General features: G+C 68.6%; 15 protein-coding genes. 5 read left to right on the forward strand and 10 right to left on the reverse strand.

What is annotated here, in order from left to right; translation table 11 throughout:
* The 6 genes from G4D85_RS41870 to atpG all read right to left on the reverse strand — a co-directional run bounded on the left by G4D85_RS41870 (window position 1) and on the right by atpG (window position 5370).
* Window positions 1-1005: a 2Fe-2S iron-sulfur cluster-binding protein gene (locus tag G4D85_RS41870; RefSeq protein WP_164019874.1), complete on the reverse strand. Its 1005-nt coding sequence runs from the start codon at window positions 1003-1005 to the stop codon at window positions 1-3.
* Window positions 1006-1021: 16 nt separating this feature from the next.
* Window positions 1022-1405: a group I truncated hemoglobin gene (locus G4D85_RS41875; protein WP_164019875.1), complete on the reverse strand. Its 384-nt coding sequence runs from the start codon at window positions 1403-1405 to the stop codon at window positions 1022-1024.
* Between the two features lie 302 nt (window positions 1406-1707).
* Complete coding sequence (locus tag G4D85_RS41880) at window positions 1708-2118, reverse strand: F0F1 ATP synthase subunit epsilon (protein ID WP_164019876.1); 411 nt, start codon at window positions 2116-2118, stop codon at window positions 1708-1710.
* A gap of 21 nt (window positions 2119-2139) precedes the next feature.
* Window positions 2140-2700, reverse strand: coding sequence for a hypothetical protein (locus G4D85_RS41885; RefSeq protein WP_164019877.1), 561 nt, complete (start codon window positions 2698-2700; stop codon window positions 2140-2142).
* Between the two features lie 34 nt (window positions 2701-2734).
* A complete protein-coding gene (gene atpD / locus G4D85_RS41890; protein ID WP_164019878.1) occupies window positions 2735-4180 on the reverse strand; it encodes a F0F1 ATP synthase subunit beta in 1446 nt (481 codons plus the stop codon).
* Between the two features lie 305 nt (window positions 4181-4485).
* On the reverse strand, window positions 4486-5370 hold the full coding sequence (gene atpG, locus G4D85_RS41895; protein ID WP_164019879.1) for an ATP synthase F1 subunit gamma: 885 nt from the start codon (window positions 5368-5370) through the stop codon (window positions 4486-4488).
* 234 nt (window positions 5371-5604) lie between these two features.
* Between atpG and G4D85_RS41900 the strand changes: the two genes are divergently transcribed.
* The 3 genes from G4D85_RS41900 (at window position 5605) to G4D85_RS41910 (ending at window position 7139) form a co-directional block, all read left to right on the forward strand.
* Window positions 5605-6027 carry a response regulator gene (locus G4D85_RS41900; RefSeq protein ID WP_240359818.1) on the forward strand — a complete coding sequence of 141 codons (423 nt, stop codon included), beginning with the start codon at window positions 5605-5607 and terminating at the stop codon, window positions 6025-6027.
* 78 nt (window positions 6028-6105) lie between these two features.
* Entirely contained in the window at window positions 6106-6753 is a 648-nt protein-coding gene (locus G4D85_RS41905) for a SanA/YdcF family protein (protein ID WP_240359819.1), read from the forward strand.
* A 113-nt stretch (window positions 6754-6866) separates the two neighbouring features.
* Window positions 6867-7139: a hypothetical protein gene (locus G4D85_RS41910; RefSeq protein WP_164019881.1), complete on the forward strand. Its 273-nt coding sequence runs from the start codon at window positions 6867-6869 to the stop codon at window positions 7137-7139.
* A gap of 260 nt (window positions 7140-7399) precedes the next feature.
* Here the strand turns inward: G4D85_RS41910 and G4D85_RS50635 are convergent, their stop codons facing one another.
* Window positions 7400-8953 carry a histone H1-like repetitive region-containing protein gene (locus G4D85_RS50635; RefSeq protein WP_164019882.1) on the reverse strand — a complete coding sequence of 518 codons (1554 nt, stop codon included), beginning with the start codon at window positions 8951-8953 and terminating at the stop codon, window positions 7400-7402.
* 391 nt (window positions 8954-9344) lie between these two features.
* Here G4D85_RS50635 and G4D85_RS41920 point away from each other — a divergent pair, with 391 nt between their 5' ends.
* Together G4D85_RS41920 and G4D85_RS41925 are read left to right on the forward strand one after the other, a co-directional pair.
* A complete protein-coding gene (locus G4D85_RS41920; RefSeq protein WP_164019883.1) occupies window positions 9345-11210 on the forward strand; it encodes a CotH kinase family protein in 1866 nt (621 codons plus the stop codon).
* Between the two features lie 41 nt (window positions 11211-11251).
* Entirely contained in the window at window positions 11252-11596 is a 345-nt protein-coding gene (locus tag G4D85_RS41925; RefSeq protein WP_164019884.1) for a thioredoxin family protein, read from the forward strand.
* 6 nt (window positions 11597-11602) lie between these two features.
* Here the strand turns inward: G4D85_RS41925 and G4D85_RS41930 are convergent, their stop codons facing one another.
* From G4D85_RS41930 to G4D85_RS41940, 3 genes are all read right to left on the reverse strand, one after another.
* Window positions 11603-14527, reverse strand: coding sequence for an NACHT domain-containing protein (locus tag G4D85_RS41930; RefSeq protein ID WP_164019885.1), 2925 nt, complete (start codon window positions 14525-14527; stop codon window positions 11603-11605).
* A gap of 11 nt (window positions 14528-14538) precedes the next feature.
* Window positions 14539-14910, reverse strand: coding sequence for a DUSAM domain-containing protein (locus G4D85_RS41935; protein WP_275900362.1), 372 nt, complete (start codon window positions 14908-14910; stop codon window positions 14539-14541).
* A 353-nt stretch (window positions 14911-15263) separates the two neighbouring features.
* Window positions 15264-15851 (reverse strand): ankyrin repeat domain-containing protein, encoded by a 588-nt coding sequence (locus G4D85_RS41940; protein ID WP_338052944.1) that lies wholly within the window; start codon window positions 15849-15851, stop codon window positions 15264-15266.
* Between the last annotated feature and the right edge of the window lie 49 nt (window positions 15852-15900).

Consider the following 15900-nt stretch of genomic DNA (forward strand, 5'->3'; position numbering starts at 1 on the left):
TCAGCGGACTCCAACAGCGGCGTTTCCTGAAGCTCCCGCCTGGGGGGTGCTCGGCAGGAACGCATCCGCGTGGAGTTCCTTCAGCGAGAGCCCGGACAGGAAGAGCTTCTTGCGAAGGGATAGCACCAATCCGGGGTCTCCGCAGAGCCAGGCCCGCCAGCCTGTCGGCTTCGGGCACTCGGCGCGGATGAGCACGTCGAGCGGCCCCTCGGCGATGTCCCGGCTGCCGCCCGCCAGCACGCCCGGCCGGTACCGCACCTGGGGGTGGCGCTCCGCCAGCTCGCGCAGCTCGTCGAGGAGGTAGAGCCCCTCCGGCACCCGCGCCCCGTGGAACAGGTAGATGGGACCGGTGTGGCCCGCCTCCAGGGCATCCCGGACGATGCCGTACAGCGGTGCCAGCCCCGTGCCGGTGCCCGCGAGCAGCAGCGGCTGCTCGGGACGGCCGGGGACATAGAAGCAGGTGCCCGCGGGGCCCTGGAGGAAGAGCCTGTCACCCGGCCGCGCCTCGCCGGCCAGCCAGCCGCTCATCGTCCCGCCCGGAAGGAGGCGCACGTGCAGCTCCAGCGAGTCCTCGCGAGGCAGGCTCGCCAGCGAGTAGCTGCGGGCGAGCCCGTCCTCACGCACCAGCGAGACGTACTGCCCCGCGCGGTACGCGAAGGGCGTCTCTGGCATCAGCCGCACCCGCAGCACGTCCGGGGACAGCATCGCCAGCGAGGTGAGTCGCGCCGGCACGCGCAGGGCCTCCGCGCCCGCCACCTCCAGCTCCGTGCCTTCCGGGAGCCGGCAGGTGCACGCGAGGAAGTAGCCCTGGGCCACGAGCGTGTCCTTCAGCCCCACGCGCGCCGCCTCCGGCACCGCGCCGCGCTCCGCCTTCATCAGGCAGGACTGACAGGCCCCCGCGCGGCAGGAGTTCGGCACGGACACGCCCTGCCGCAGCAGCCCGTCCAGCACGCTCTCGCCCGACTCCAGCGGATACCACTGCGACTCATGCTTCACCTTCGCCATGGCGCGCTCCGTGTCCCTAGCGGTTGAGGACGTCCGCGCGGGCGCCCTCGGCGATGGCCAGCACCCGCGCCACCAGCGGCGCCGGCACGCCCAGCTCCTCCAGCGTCTCCTTCAGGTGCCCCGCCACCGCGTCGAAGTGCAGGTCATTCAGCCCGCGCTTCACCAGGGGCGCGTGCCCCGCGCGCATGTCCCGGCCCGAGTAGTTCGCCGGCCCTCCCGTCACCATGGTGAGGAACGCCTTCTGCTTGGCCGCCTGGCGCTCCATGTCCACGTCCTCGAAGAAGTGGCTGATGCGGTCGTCCGCCAGCACCTTCCGGTAGAAGACCTCCACCGCCGCCGCCATCGCCGGCTCCCCGCCAATCTGCTCGTAGACGCTCTTCTCCGCTGCAGCCGTGGTCATGTGTTGCTCCTCGCGCCCGGGTCCGGGCGCTCAATGATGCATTATGAATGCATCTTAAATGCCATGGCTTCCCGGGAGCGGAAGCGAGGAATGTCGCCGCGCAGGAGTTGCGCCGCGAGCGCGGAAGCCCCGGGACGTCCCGCAGGACTTGCGCCGCCTGGCAGGGGAGCGCTTCCCGGAGCGACCAGGCGTCGAAGCGGGCCCCTGTCATGGGGGCGCCGGGCCTTCGCGCGCCGCTGCCTGCACTGAAGGGAGCGCCGGGCCCACGTGGCGGGCCCTGGACGCGGGGTGAAGCGGAAGGGCTAGCCGCGGGCGACGCTGGCGGCGCCGATGCGGGCCGCCTCGCGGCGCACCGTGGCCTGCTCCAGCTCGAAGCGCGCGTCCTCGGCGGACAGGCCCTTCATGCGCTCCTGCGCCTCGGCCATGCGGCGGCGGGCGCCCTCCACGTCGATGCCGGCCACGGGCTCGGCCGCGTCGGCGAGCACCAGCACCTTGTCGTTGCCCACCTCCACGAAGCCGCCCGCGACGAAGTAGGACTCGCGTCGGCCACCGTCGATGAGCGTCAGCGGACCCGGCTCCATCAGCGACAGGAACGGGGTGTGGCCCGGGCGCACGCCGAACAGGCCCCGGCCGCCGGGGACGACGGCCTCGTCGGCCTGCACCGACAGGATGCGCTTCTCAGGGGTAACAATCTCCACGGTCAGCTTGGCCATGAGGCTCCTCGAACTACCGCATCAGAACGTGAGCTGCTGGGTGGTTCCACCCACCGGCTCGAACTCCACCACCCCGGCATCCGTCAGCCGGGGCCCCTTGCCGGGGATGCCGAGCGTGCCCTCCAGCCACTTCAAGTGGTGGGTGAGCTGGCGCACCTCGGAGAGCTGCCGCGTGGAGAGCAGCTCCGTCAGCCGCTTCTCCTGGAGCCGGTTGCCCTTGCTGTCGTACTGCGCCGCCACCACCACATTGGCCCACGCGGGCGGCCCCTTGGGCTTCTTCTTCCCCCGGGTCACCGGCGCGGGCGCCGCCTTGCCCTTCTCCACCAGCGACCACAGCACCCAGACGCGCTCGCCGTCGTTGGAGACGAAGTAGAAGTCGTCCAGCGAGCCCAGGCACTTCGGCAGCGACCAGGCGGGACCACTCTCCTTCGTCACCTCCAGCCGGCAGTTGCCCGGCGCGACTTCCACCAGGTGCACGCTGAAGAGCCCGTTGGCGCTCACCCGGGCCCTCCCCTTGCGCTCCTCCGCCAGGGCGGGGAGCGCCAGGAACAGCAGGGCCAGGGCAAGCACGTGGCGACGCATGGTCACCTCGGGAGAGAGTGCGAAGCGGGACGACTCAGGATGCCGCGAGCTTCCGGGCGTTCTCGACGACCTCGTCGATGGAGCCCGTCATGTAGAAGGCGCCCTCGGGGATGTCGTCGTGCTTGCCGTCGGCGATCTCCTTGAAGCCCTGGATGGTGTCCTGGAGCTTCACGTAGCGGCCGTCCTTGCCCGTGAAGACCTTGGCCACGAAGAAGGGCTGCGACAGGAAGCGCTGGATCTTGCGGGCGCGCGCCACCACCAGCTTGTCGTCCTCGGAGAGCTCGTCCATGCCGAGGATGGCGATGATGTCCTGCAGCTCCTTGTACCGCTGGAGGATGCCCTGGACCTTGCGGGCCACGCCGTAGTGCTCGGCGCCGATGACGGCCGGGTCGAGGATGCGGCTGGTGGAGTCCAGCGGGTCCACGGCGGGGAAGATGGCGAGCTCGGCGATGGAGCGGTTGAGCACCGTCGTCGCGTCGAGGTGGGCGAAGGCCGTCGCGGGCGCCGGGTCCGTCAGGTCGTCGGCGGGCACGTAGATGGCCTGCACGGAGGTAATCGAGCCCTTGGTGGTGGAGGTGATGCGCTCCTGGAGGCTGCCCATCTCCGTGGCGAGCGTGGGCTGGTAACCCACGGCGCTGGGGATGCGGCCCAGGAGGGCGGACACCTCGGAGCCGGCCTGCGTGAAGCGGAAGATGTTGTCCACGAAGAGGAGCACGTCGCGGCCGTCCACGTCGCGGAAGTACTCCGCCATGGTGAGCGCGGACAGGGCCACGCGGGCGCGGGCTCCGGGCGGCTCGTTCATCTGGCCGTACACGAGCACCGCCTGGGAGGCCTCCAGGTTGTCGGTCTTGATGACGCCCGTGTCCTGCATCTCGTGGTACAGGTCGTTGCCCTCGCGGGTGCGCTCGCCCACGCCGGCGAACACCGAGAAGCCACCGCGCTCCACGGCCACGTTGCGGATGAGCTCCTGCAGGAGCACCGTCTTGCCCACGCCGGCGCCGCCGAACAGGCCAATCTTGCCACCGCGGGTGTACGGGGCGAGCAGGTCGATGACCTTGATGCCCGTCTCGAACATCTGCACGCGCACGTCCTGCTCCGTGAAGGGCGGGGGCGCGCGGTGGATGGACCAGTACTCCGTCGCCTTCACGGGGCCCATCTCGTCCACCGGGTCACCGGTGACGTTCAGGATGCGGCCCAGGGTCGCCTTGCCCACCGGCACCTGGATGGGGGAGCCCATGTTGCGCACGGACATGCCGCGGCCCAGGCCCTCGGTGGAGTCCATGGCGATGGTGCGCACCGTGTTCTCGCCCAGGTGCTGCGCCACCTCGAGCACGAGGTTGTCCTGCTCGGCGCCCAGGTTGGGGTTGGTGACCCTCAGGGCCGTGTAGACCTCGGGCAGCCCGCCGGGCGGGAACTCGACGTCGACCACGGGGCCGAGGACCTGGATGACTCTGCCTGCCGTCGGAACTTGAGCGCTCATGGAATTCGTCTGCCTCGCGGGGGGAGCGGCCATACGCCGCGCCCTTCTAAATTTCGGCCCGAGTGGGAGGGCGGGCCCCCTTTACCGGGGGCCTCCCGTAGGGTCAAGCCTCCCGGGCACTTCTGGGGTAAGTCGGGCTTAGCGGACCCACGCGCCAAGCGCTACCCTCTTGCTTGCCGTCCGTCTGGTACGCCCACGGCAGGCCGCTCTGGGGGCTTCCCACCCGCCGCCGGAGACCTTGAACGCGAAGGGCCCACCCCGATAGACGGAGCGGGCCCAGGGAGCGACCTGCTGGAGGCGGGGGGTTACTTCAGCGCCTCGGCGCCGGAGACAATCTCCATCAGCTCCTTGGTGATGACCGCCTGACGGGTGCGGTTGTAGGTGAGCGTCAGGCTGCCGATCATGTCGGACGCGTTGGAGGTGGCGTTCTCCATGGCGCTCATGCGGGCGCCGTGCTCGCTGGCCACGCTCTCCAGCAGCGCGCGGTAGAGCTTGATGTTGACGGCCTGGGGCACCAGCCGGTCCAGCACCGCCTGGCGGTCCGGCTCGTACTTGAAGTCCACCAGCGCGGGGGCGCCCTCGGCGGGGGCCTGGTCCGCGGCACCGAGCGTCTGCAGCGGCAGCAGCTGCACCACCGAGACCTTCTGGGTGATGGCGGTGACGAACTCGTTGTAGACCATGTGGACGGCGTCCACCTCGCCATTGAGGTAGCTGGCGACCAGCTCCTCGGCGATGTCCGCGGCGGCGCGGTAGTTCAGGCGCTGGTAGAGGCCGCCGAAGTCCTTGCGGATGGCCTGGCCGCGGTTGCGGAAGAAGTCGTTGCCCTTGCGGCCCACCGTGGCGAGCTGGATGCGCTCCAGCGCGGTGTTCTCGTAGAGGAAGCGGTTGGCGCGGCGGATGACGTTGGAGTTGAAGCCGCCGGCGAGGCCACGGTCCGAGGTGAGCAGGACCAGCTCCACCTTCTTCACCGGGCGGGCCACGAGCAGCGGGTGGGTGAGGTTCTCCCCACCGGAGCGCGCCGACAGGTCCGCGATGATCTGGTCCAGCATCGTCGCGTAGGGGCGCGCGGCGAGGATGGCGTCCTGCGCCTTCCGGAGCTTCGCGGCGGACACCATCTTCATCGCCTTGGTGATCTGCCGCGTGTTCTTCACCGAGCGGATGCGCTTGCGAATGTCACGAAGGGACGCCATGGGACCGGGAAGCTCCTGTGGGACGTTTCAAGCCCGCGTCGCCCAGGTGGGACAGGGGACAGCGGCGGGGCCCCCTATATAGGCGGGGCGGGGGCCGGTCAACGGCGGCATGCCTGTCCCGGGTCGGCGCCGGGTCGGCCGGGGCAAAGCAGGCGGGCAGGCCCCCAGGGGACTCCCGGTGGTGGGTGGCTGACTTACCTTGAAAGGGTGTTCATGCCCCTCGGAGAGCCTTCCATGCCAGCCTCCAGCGGACCCCTGCTCATCGTCGAGGACGACGCGGACATCCGGGAGGCCCTCCAGGGGTACCTGGAGCTCCAGGGCTACGAGGTGCGCGCCGCGAGCAACGGGAAGGAGGCGCTCAAGTACCTGGAGACGCCGCCGCGCCCCTCGCTCATCCTGCTCGACATGGCCCTGCCCGTCATGGACGGCCACCGGGTGCTGACGGCGCGCAAGGCGAACGCGACGCTGGCCGGGGTGCCCGTCATCATCCTGTCGGCGGGCATGGCGGCGATGAACCCGCGAGACAGGGCCGTGTACGCGGCCAACTACGACGTGGCGGCCTTCCTCAAGAAGCCGGTGGAGCCCCGGCTGCTGCTGGAGGTCATCGAGCGCTTCTCGCTGAAGTCGTCCGGAGCCCAGGCGGGCACGTCACCCTGAGACAGTGGGGCGTCTCGGCCCTTTCCCGGGACGGTGCGTCGGAACACAATGGACCTTCCACCGGTGTTCTCGGGGTCCATGAAGCCAGTCGGTGCGAGCAGGGTGTGGGTGCGCAGGGGCCTCCTCGCGCTGGTCGTGTTCGGCCTGGGCCTGCTTGCCCTCTCGCACCTCGTGCGGGTGAGCTACGAGGACCGCATCGTCCCGCTGGCGGGAGCGCCCGAGGCCCCCGTGGCCCTCGTCTTCGGCGCGGGGCTGGCGCCGGGCGCGGTGCCCTCACCGGTGCTCGCCCAGCGGCTGGACGCGGCCATTGCCCTGTGGAAGCAGGGGAAGGTGCAGGCGGTGCTGGTGAGTGGGGACCAGTCGAAGCCCTTCCACCACGAGACGCGGGCCATGCGGCGCTACCTGCTGGAGCGCGGCGTGCCCGAGTCGGTGGTGCAGGGAGACGAGGCGGGGCTGTCCACGTACGACAGCTGCCTGCGGGCGTACACCGTGTTCGGGGCGAAGCGGGCGCTGCTCGTCACGCAGCGCTTCCACCTGTCGCGGGCGCTGTTCATCGCCAACTCGGTGGGCATCGACGCGTGGGGCGTGGCGGCGGACGAGGGGCGCTCGACACCCTGGCGGTACACGGTGCGCGAGACGCTGTCCCGGGTGCTGGCGCTGGCCATGGTGCTGCTGGAGGTGGAGCCCGTCTACCCCTCCGGCCGCGCGGCGCTCCCGCAGCGCTGAGGCCCGGGCGAGCGAGGGCAGGCAGGCGGGCACCGAGAATTGCGGCGGCTCCTGCTGGTTCTCATTGTTGACTCGAAAGCAGCCGACCCACCGCGCTTTCTCGAGGAGAGGCCATGCGATTCAAGAAGCTCGGTTCGGAGGACGTAGGCGAGTCGACCTCGCGACGTCACATGAACCCGGATACCGGTGAGGAGGAGATCAACATCACCGACCAGGACATGGCGGCGACTCCGCCGCTGGAAGATGAGCCGGACTACCGCGACATCCTCCCGGACCAGATTCACGAGTTCCGCCGAGGCGACGAGGAAGAGGAAGGGCCGGAGCTGACAGCCCAGCCAGAGGACCGCATCAGACCCATCCGCCGCGACCAGCTCCCCGAGGGGTAGCCGCGCTGCGGACACTCCACGGGCCCGTCGCCCACGCCAGGGAACGCCACGAGCAGGCTGCGCGGCGCGGCAGGGGTACGCGGCTCCGTGGAGCAGAGTGAGAGGGATGCCGGGGTCGTGCGCCGGAGACTGGTGCACGGGCCCGGGACGGCTCCGCGTCGACGTTGGAGCCCAGCGCAGGAGTCCGGAGGCGGCGCCTCCTGACGAAAGTTTCCAAGGCCGGGCGCCGATTCTCCGGGCCCGGCCTTTCGACTACCTGCTCAACGACCGAGAGCCCTGGCTCCCTTCTTCGTGGGAACCTTCTTCGCAGGAGCCTTTTTCGCCGCAGCCTTCTTCGCGACCGGCTTCTTCGCCGCAGCCTTCTTCGCGACCGGCTTCTTCGCCGCAGCCTTTTTCGCCGCAGTCTTCTTCGCAGGCGCCTTCTTCGCTGCGGCCTTCTTCACCGGGGCAACCTTCTTCGCAGGCGCCTTCTTCGCTACGGCCTTCTTCACCGGGGCAACCTTCTTCGCAGGCGCCTTCTTCGCTGCGGCCTTCTTCGCTGTGGCCTTGCGTGCTGCCGGCGTGCCCGCGCCCTTCTTCGCGGCGGCTTTCTTCGCAGGAGCCTTCTTCGCCGCAGCCTTGGTGGTAGCCGCCACGGTCTTGCTCGCGGGAGCGGTCTTCGCAGCAGCAGTGGGTGCCGTAACGACCTTCTCCGCCGCAGGACCAGCAGGCGCCTTCTTCGCGGCGACCTTCTTCGCCGTAGCGGGCTTCGCGGTCGCAGCCTCCCGCGCGGCAGGCTCGGCAGCGGGTGTCCCGGTGGTCACCTCCGTGACGGGAGCAGACTCCACGCGGGCCCTCTCCGTGGCGGGCGCCTTCGCCTCCGCGCGGGCCTTCTTCGCGGCGGCCTTTTTCGGAGCGGAGGGCGGCACCGCCGGGGCCTCCGAGCCCACGGGCGCGGCCTTCTCACTCGCGGGAGCCTCCGCACCACCACTGGGGAGCAGGACACCCGCGCCACCCATGGCCTCGGAGCGAGGCTCCGCGCGGCCCACGGGCTTCACCTTCGCGGCTCGCCCCTCGCCGATGGGGCGCACCGGCTTCTTGGCCTCCGGCTTGGGCTTCCTCGCACCGAAGGGCCGCTCTTCGTCGCGCTTGCCGGCCGAGTACTCGTCGTACTCGTACGCGAGCTCGCGCACCTCCCCCGTGTCCTCCTCCCCGGCACCGGCCGCTCCCTCCTCCGTGTCGGCCTTCTCGAACGGACTTGCCTCCTCCTCGCCCTCTCCGTCACCAGCCTCGGCGCCGGACAGCGCGCCCTGGAGGACGGCGTTCATCGCGCGCGCGAAGGTGCGCTCACCGAAGCTCTCCACCTCCGCCGGAGGGACGAGCACGTCGAGCATGTCCTTCAGCGAGCGGTACATCCGCAGCTCCTGCTTCTCGCCGTCCCAGGTGCCGTAGACCCACTCCTCGTCACCCAGCGCCTCGACCCAGCCGGGCAGCGGCCCTCCCCCATCTCCCTGCTCCACCATCGCGGACTTTCGCGCGGTGAAGAGGTGACGGTGGAGCCCCTTCAGGCCAATGCGCCACACACCCGCGGCGGGAAGGCCCACCAGCTTGAGCCGGGACTTCTCCAGGACGCTCGGCGCCCCCTCGGGCCCATGCAGGGGGAAGAGCTGCACATCACCGCTGAACTCCCCGCCATTGAGGGCCTCGTACAGGGCACCAAGCTCCTCGGGGAATGGGACACCGCACTCCGTCTCGGCCCGGCGGACCTCGTCCGCGGGGACACCCGGTGACGCTGCCTTCGCCAACTTCCGCAGTGCCTCCAACCACTCGTGCATGACCCCTCCACGACATCCAATGACACAACCTTACGGCGTGTGTGCCCTCCTGCGCAGTGCGGGTGTTGGGTTTTGATGACACCCCGTGCGGGATGATCCAACCCTGGAGCGCCAAAGCCGCTGCCCCCCAGGCCACTCGCATGACTGGGACACACACCTGATCCAAACCGCTGGGAGGACGGACGCTCCCCCGGCCGTTCGCCCTGCTTCCGGTCGGTCTGGAGGGCAACGGCAGGCAACTCCTGGAGCAATGCATAGCCTCCGCCGACCCGTCGGGGCTGCCGCGCAGGGAAGCCTGCCGGGCTTGCGAGGGAAGAAGTCTTCCACCCGTGGGCGGGAGACCGGGGCATGCAGGCTGCACGGGCCGACGGCACTGCCACGTGGAGGTGACATGGGTCGTGGAGCGGGATGGTGGATGGTGAGCATCGTGGGCCTGCTGGCGTGCGGCCCAGGCGTACCCGAGGCACTGAACGGCGGCATTTCCGACCCAGACGATGTGCACCAGGAACTCCCTCCGGACCGTCCCAGGGACACGGCCACCGATGCGGGCCCGGTGACGTCTGAGGAGGACGCGGGGACCTCCCCGGCGGCCTCCGATGGAGGCGCTCCCGGAACGGATGCGGGTGTTGGAGGCTCGCAGCCGGACGCGGGCACGCCCGATGCGGGTCCGCGTCCCGTCCCCGTGGGCCAGTTCCCACCGGTGCAGTCGACCGTGCCGACCTTCGCGCTGGAGCTGTCTCCGGAGGACCTGGAGAAGCTGGAGGCGGACCCGTCCTCGAACGTGTCCGTCCCGTGCACGGTGACCCTGGAAGGAGTGCGGGTGCCGGGGCGCATGCGCTACCGCGGCGCGAGCACGCGCGACCTGCCGCAGAAGAGCTACAAAATCGAGCTGGACCCCGGCCACGAGCTGGGAGACCGGGACCACTTCGAGCTGCTCGCGAGCTGGTTCGACGGCGGCAAGCTGACGGAGAAGTTCGCGGTGGACCTGTACCGCGCCCTGGGGCTGCCCGTGCCGAAGGCCCGCTATGCGCGAGTCAGCGTGAATGGCGAGCACCAGGGGCTGTACCTGGACATGGAGCACGTGGGGAAGGACTGGCTCAAGCACCATCGGCGCGAGCGAGATGCCTCCATCTACCGCTGCGGCCACCGCAACTGCGAGCTGACGCTCCGGCCCGGCCCCCACCAGAGCAACTTCGAGAAGAAGACGAACGAGGACACCGGCCGCGAGGACCTGACGGCCTTCCTCGCCTGGGTGAACCGGAGCGACGACGCACGCTTCGAGGAGGAGCTGGAGCAGCGGGTGGACGTGGAGGCGTACCTGGGCAACCTGGCGGCGGACGCGCTCATCTCCAACAACATCATCGAGGACTCGCGCAGCTTCTGGGTGCACGAGCTGCACGCGGACCGGTGGACGTACGTGCCGTGGGATTTGAACAACGCGCGGATGCTCTACTGGCGCACGTGGAACCCGCTGTCGACGCCCGTGGTCGACCGGTGGCCGCAGTCCTTCACGCTGTACGACCCGGCGGTGCAGGACATCTTCGAGACGCGCGTGGCGACTCGGCCCGAGCAGCGCCCCACGTGGAGCGTGCTGGCGACGCGCGTGTGGGACCGGCCGGCGCTGCGGGCGCGGGTGCTCGCGAAGCTGGAGGCCGCGCTGGAAGGCCCCTTCTCCGAGGACAAGGCGCTGGCCCACATCGACGCGCTGTGGAAGGTGGTGGAGCCGGAGCTGAAGAACGACCCGCACGCGTCCGCCGAGCACCTGCGGCGCGCGCGCCAGTTCCTCCGGGACTACGTGCGCGGCCGGCGCGAGTACCTCCTGAAGAAGCTGGAGACACTGCGGGTGCACGGGAGCGGGCCGCTGGTCATCCGCGAGGTGACGACGGGGGGCTCGGGGTACGTGGAGCTGTACAACCGGGGCAGCGGCGCGCTGGACCTGAGCGCCTACGAGGTGACGAGCGACCTGCGGGCCACGGCGCGGTATCGGCTGTCTTCGGGGACGCTCGGGCCCGGGCAAGCTGTGAGGTTGCTGGCGAGCGGCGACATCTCCCGGGGACCGCTGCACCTGCCCTTCACGCTGTCGCGCAACGGGGGCGAGGTGGGGGTGTTCAGCCGGGAGCGGCGCTCGGAGGAGACGGGGAAGCCGGTGCTCTACGGGCCGGAGGATGCCGTCTGGTACGGGCCGCTGCCCGCCGGGACAGTGTACGGGCGCAAGAGCGGAGGGGCCAGTGAGGACTTCGAGCGGCGCACGCCGTGAGCAGGTTGAAGAAGGAGGGGGAGACCGTTAGGCAGGAGGCCATGGCACATCCCGTGAGCTACGAGGGAACGGCGGAGAACTTCGACCAGCTGGTCATGGAGCCGAAGGGCGAGCTGGTGGTGGTGGACTTCTGGGGAGACGGCTGCCCGAACTGCGACATCTACGCGGCCGCCGAGCCCATGCTGCTGTCGGAGCTGGAGGGTGCGCCGATGCGCGTGGTGAAGGTGAACGCGTACCAGTACGAGGACCTGGCGAAGCGCTTCGGCCTCTTCGGGATTCCGACGTTCCTGCTGTTCCGCGACGGGAAGCTCATCGGGAAGATGAGCCAGTACTACGGCAAGGAGTACTGGCTCGGCGTCATCCGGGACCATCTGCCGAAGGCGTAGGGCGGGTCATTCGTCGTAGTTGACCTGCAAGGCGCCCGCTGCATCTGGGTCGAACCCATCGGGCCATTGGGTGTTGCTGTCATAGAAAGCACCACGCAACAGCGCTCGTTCGAGCACGGCCCCGGTGAGGTTGGCGCCCGTCAAGGAGGCCCCTGCTAAGTCGGCACCGACAAATGAGGCACCTGCTAGGTTACTGTCCCCAAACAAGGTTCCTCGCAGGTTTGCCCCGTCGAACACAGCATGAACCGCAGAGGCATCAGTCAACTCTGCGGCATCGAGATTCGCTCCGACAAAGACAGCGCCGTCCATCACCGCCCCGGCGAGCCCCGCTTCACGGAGGGACGCCGCATCGAAATTACATCCCGAGAGCTCCGCATTCATCAGCGAGGCGCCATCGAGATGTGCTCGAACGAAACTCGTGGGAAGGCTACCTCCGCTGGGAACTGCCCTGAAGTTGGTTCGTGAAAAGTTGGCACCTTCCAGATGGGCCTCACGGAAGTCAGCACCTCTCAAGGTGTTATCTGGCATCAAGGCACCCACCAACTGCGCTTTGCGCGCGATGATGATGGGGCCGACTCGCATCATCCAGAACCAGGCGAGCATCGACCGAAGGGTCAGCTTGTCATGCTGTTTCAGGCCGGGGCTGCCCTTCAGCGTGCTCCCGATGGCAAGCGCCGCCTCACGCAACCAGGGGCTCCTGTCCTCTCGCAGCGAAGGGTGACGGCCACGTGTCCCACGTGAGGACTCGGCTGGCAGCAGGGGCACCTCCGACTCGAAGCGCATCTGAGCCCACCCCAGCAGAGAGCGGCGCTCGGACTCCGTCAGGCCGAAAGGAGCTGCTGTGCGTTTCGGGTGGGCAGCCCCGTCCAGCATCTCAATCAGGAACTCAAACGTCCGGTCCTCACGGCTGAGCAGTCGTCCTCCCAGCAGCGGAGCTTCAACGTCCTCCCAATCTCGTGATGAGGCCCTGGCAATGGCCTTCAGCCTGTCCGCCCAGTAGCGAGCCACCAGGAACTCCCGGAAGGACTTGTGACCGAAGAGGAGTTGGCTCGACTCCCCGGCGCGCAAGTGAGCCTGGAGCGTCAGCAGCAGGCCCACCTGGATTGCATCGATGGTCTCAGCCGCACTCTTCTCCACCTTCAATTCATCGACGAGGAGGCTCGTGATGCCGTGCTTCGTGAGAACCTCCGCTTTGCGCCCGGGTTCGAGCATCTGGCGCTGGTCGAGCTTCGTGGCTTCCCAGGCCACGCGCCCCATGAGCCACAACATGGCATCCGGTGGCACGGTTCCCCGCGCGACCAGGTCCATGCTCACCAAGTGTTGATGAAGCTTATCGGAGGCCTCGAAGACGTTCTTGTGCCCCCTGCGGTCTGCCTCATGCTTTCCCCGCGCAATCTGCCAGAAGAACTCCTCGTAAAGAGCAGCGCGGCTTGCGCCCACCTCGCGGGACTGGCCCCCCCAGGTCTGCGCAACCATGAAGAGGAGAATGGGCGTCCTGGCCAGCTCGCCCAAGTTTCTGGCTTCAAGCTCTTGAGGGGTTGGCCCAGCACCTCCATTCAGGCCACGCCACGCTTCGAGCCAGTCGGCAATCTGCGGTTCGGTCCACGGCAGGATCTCAAGCACCGGAATGCCCTCCAGTTCCTGCTCCGCAGGGAGCGCACCGGGACGAGAGAAGACGATGAAACGGTGGTGCTCCGAGGCCTCGTCCTTGATGCGCTGAAAGAACGACTCCAGCCGCCGCTCTCCGAGGATGACCTCATCCAACCCGTCGAGGATGAAGAGAGCTCGCTGTGTGCGACCTGGGGGCTCAAGAGCAGGGTCGTCGAGCTTCAGCTTCAGATCCAGCTCACCAGCCTCGCGTTTCCACGCTCTGCGTACGAACTCGTCAAGATCGACCCCTTCGTCGGTCAAGTCTTCGGCGCATCGGATGAAGACCGGTATCTCCGTCTCAGGAGACGGGGTTCGCGTCTCCAGGAACCGCAGGGCGAGCCGCTGCGCCAGTGACCGCGCCGTAAGCGACTTCCCCATTCCGAAGTCTGCACGCACAACGACGACATTCGTCTTCGAAGAACCAAGCCACTGTTCGATCAGGGAAAGCACAGGCTTCCGTGGCGCCTCCTCCTGCTGTTCCTTCTTCGCGAGACGGGCAGCAGGCTCGATGTACATCTTCGCGAGCGGCATGAACGGAATGGGGTCATCTGGCGGCCGGTCGCGCCGCTCCATGTTGCCAAAGGTGTGGCGCTCGCCCCATTCGGCCATGTCGCGCAGGAGCAGCTCGCGCAGCATGCGCACGCGGTAGTCGCCAACCACGCCAGCCACATACCGCTGGAGCTTCTGACCTTCCGGTGATGCCAGCACCTGCTGATAGGCAAGGAGGAAGTCACGCTCGAACCCCAGTCGCCCCTTCTCCAAGTCGAGCAGCGGGATTCCTCCCTCGTCCAGCTTCGGGTTGGAGAAGGCGTCCCAGAGCGCCCTGTAATACGGAGTCGCCAAGGGCTCGCCGATGGCGGCCGCATCTCGCACCCCATCCACACTCGGGGGCAAGTCTCCCGCCTGTAGCAGGGAAGGCCCCCCAAACTTCGGAAGCGCGCTGACGGCAAGCTTCACCCGAAGGTCGATCTCATCCGCCCGTTCCCGCTGCTCCCTGCCCATGAAGAGCCGAAACCCACTAGGCGCCAACTGCCTGTTGAACGCCCACTGCCGCCCGAGCGCGTGGCCGAAGCACTGTGCAATGACGCCAAAGTGCAGGGCCGCCATGTCCGAGAGCTGACCGGAGCTATTTCCTCCCAGGTCTCCCAGCAGGTCCGTCGCCAGACGTAGCGCAGTGACTTCCTTGCTGCCGATGCCCTCTTCCTTGAAGGCATCCCATGCGGCCATTCCCACCTGGAGGAGCTTGCTGACAGCCTTGACGGTCACCAACACTTCGAACATGGACGTCCCCCTCACTCCAGGTCCTTCAACTCAGTCTCGGCCCACTCGCGGTAACGGGGAATAGGCTCGTTCGCGATGTACTCCTCCAGCACCTTCCGCGCGCCTTCAGGGTCTTCCGCCTCCTGGAGGTCACGCACGTCGCCGAGCGTGCTGGAGTAGCGCTTCCCGCCATCGATGACCCGGCGGCGGACCTCCCGCACCAGCGCCGCCGTCCCCTCGGCCGTGAGCAACAACGTGTAGACCTCTGCCTCGGCAATCGTCATCTGCAGCGCGACGGACTGCACCTGTGCGCGGTCCTCACCAGGAAGCTCCAACCTTCCCTCCGGAGAGATCCACTTCTCCATCGCAATGACCTGGTCCCATGCAGGTACTCGCGGTCTCACATTCCACCCCCGGGCAAAACCAGCGCTTCAGCACTGGCCCCAGTATGGCCGCACCAGCCTAACGCGGGGATGCACAAACACACTGCACCAGCGATAGACAGTCAGAACGGAGTCAGGTGCGACTCACGCCCGCAGCACGGTCGCCTTGCGGTCCGAGAGCGCCTGCGCCTGCTCGAAGCGCGTGCAGGAGTCGGCGTCACCTGATTCCCGGCTACGGTAAGGACGAAGCTCCTGGGCTCGGCCTGCACCTGCAACTCGGCGTCATCCGGGACCATCTGCCGAAGGCGTAGCCTCCAGACGTGTAGAGCGCCGGGGGACCCACGCGGCCCCCCTTGCAGAAGGCACTCCGTGCGTCACCGGCCCGGAGTTCCACGCCGCAGCAGCTCGAGCACGGGCTGGCAGCCCGCGTCCCGGGCCAAATCCAGCGCGGTTTGTGGACTCCACGAGGTCGTCGCGGTGATGCGCGCCCCGGCCGCCAGCAGGGCTTCAGCCACCTCAGGGGAACAGCCCTGCGCCGCAGCCATCAGCGGGGTGCCCGCCTCGCCTACTCGCTCCAGGTCGGCACCGTGTGTGAGCAGCAGGCGCACGACGCCCAGGTGCCCCCGGCGGGACGCGGCCTCCAGTGCCGTGAGGCCCATCTTGCCCGGAGCGTCCACGCGCGCTCCGTTCCGCAGCAGGAGCGCCACCACTTCCTCGCGTTCCTGCATGGCGGCCGCGATGAGTGGCGAGACCTTCCCCGCCACGGGCTGATTCGGGTCCAGCCCGAGCCGCAACAACCAGCGGACCTTCCCGAGCTCACCTCTCCATGCCGAGTCGGAGAGCTGTCGGTAGACGTGATGCGAGACCTCGCCCCAAACCGAGGCAGTGCCCGCGACCACTGCCGCCGCGAGGCCTGCCCATAACCAGGTTCTCCTCCTGCGGAAGCTGCGCATCATCAGCATGGCTCGTGGCTACGTCACGTCCCGGGGTTGCCTAGCAACGCAGGGGCGC

This window comes from Pyxidicoccus trucidator, assembly GCF_010894435.1.
In the GTDB taxonomy this organism is placed as follows: Bacteria; Myxococcota; Myxococcia; order Myxococcales; family Myxococcaceae; genus Myxococcus; species Myxococcus trucidator.

What these genes read in the sequence shown, in the direction of transcription:
- G4D85_RS41870 (WP_164019874.1), bottom strand. Translation starts at nt 1,005, where the DNA reads ATGGCGAAGGTGAAGCATGAGTCGCAGTGGTATCCGCTGGAGTCGGGC.
- G4D85_RS41875 (WP_164019875.1), bottom strand. Translation starts at nt 1,405, where the DNA reads ATGACCACGGCTGCAGCGGAGAAGAGCGTCTACGAGCAGATTGGCGGG.
- G4D85_RS41880 (WP_164019876.1), bottom strand. Translation starts at nt 2,118, where the DNA reads ATGGCCAAGCTGACCGTGGAGATTGTTACCCCTGAGAAGCGCATCCTG.
- G4D85_RS41885 (WP_164019877.1), bottom strand. Translation starts at nt 2,700, where the DNA reads ATGCGTCGCCACGTGCTTGCCCTGGCCCTGCTGTTCCTGGCGCTCCCC.
- atpD (WP_164019878.1), bottom strand. Translation starts at nt 4,180, where the DNA reads ATGAGCGCTCAAGTTCCGACGGCAGGCAGAGTCATCCAGGTCCTCGGC.
- atpG (WP_164019879.1), bottom strand. Translation starts at nt 5,370, where the DNA reads ATGGCGTCCCTTCGTGACATTCGCAAGCGCATCCGCTCGGTGAAGAAC.
- G4D85_RS41900 (WP_240359818.1), top strand. Translation starts at nt 5,605, where the DNA reads ATGCCAGCCTCCAGCGGACCCCTGCTCATCGTCGAGGACGACGCGGAC.
- G4D85_RS41905 (WP_240359819.1), top strand. Translation starts at nt 6,106, where the DNA reads ATGAAGCCAGTCGGTGCGAGCAGGGTGTGGGTGCGCAGGGGCCTCCTC.
- G4D85_RS41910 (WP_164019881.1), top strand. Translation starts at nt 6,867, where the DNA reads ATGCGATTCAAGAAGCTCGGTTCGGAGGACGTAGGCGAGTCGACCTCG.
- G4D85_RS50635 (WP_164019882.1), bottom strand. Translation starts at nt 8,953, where the DNA reads ATGCACGAGTGGTTGGAGGCACTGCGGAAGTTGGCGAAGGCAGCGTCA.
- G4D85_RS41920 (WP_164019883.1), top strand. Translation starts at nt 9,345, where the DNA reads ATGGGTCGTGGAGCGGGATGGTGGATGGTGAGCATCGTGGGCCTGCTG.
- G4D85_RS41925 (WP_164019884.1), top strand. Translation starts at nt 11,252, where the DNA reads ATGGCACATCCCGTGAGCTACGAGGGAACGGCGGAGAACTTCGACCAG.
- G4D85_RS41930 (WP_164019885.1), bottom strand. Translation starts at nt 14,527, where the DNA reads ATGTTCGAAGTGTTGGTGACCGTCAAGGCTGTCAGCAAGCTCCTCCAG.
- G4D85_RS41940 (WP_338052944.1), bottom strand. Translation starts at nt 15,851, where the DNA reads ATGCTGATGATGCGCAGCTTCCGCAGGAGGAGAACCTGGTTATGGGCA.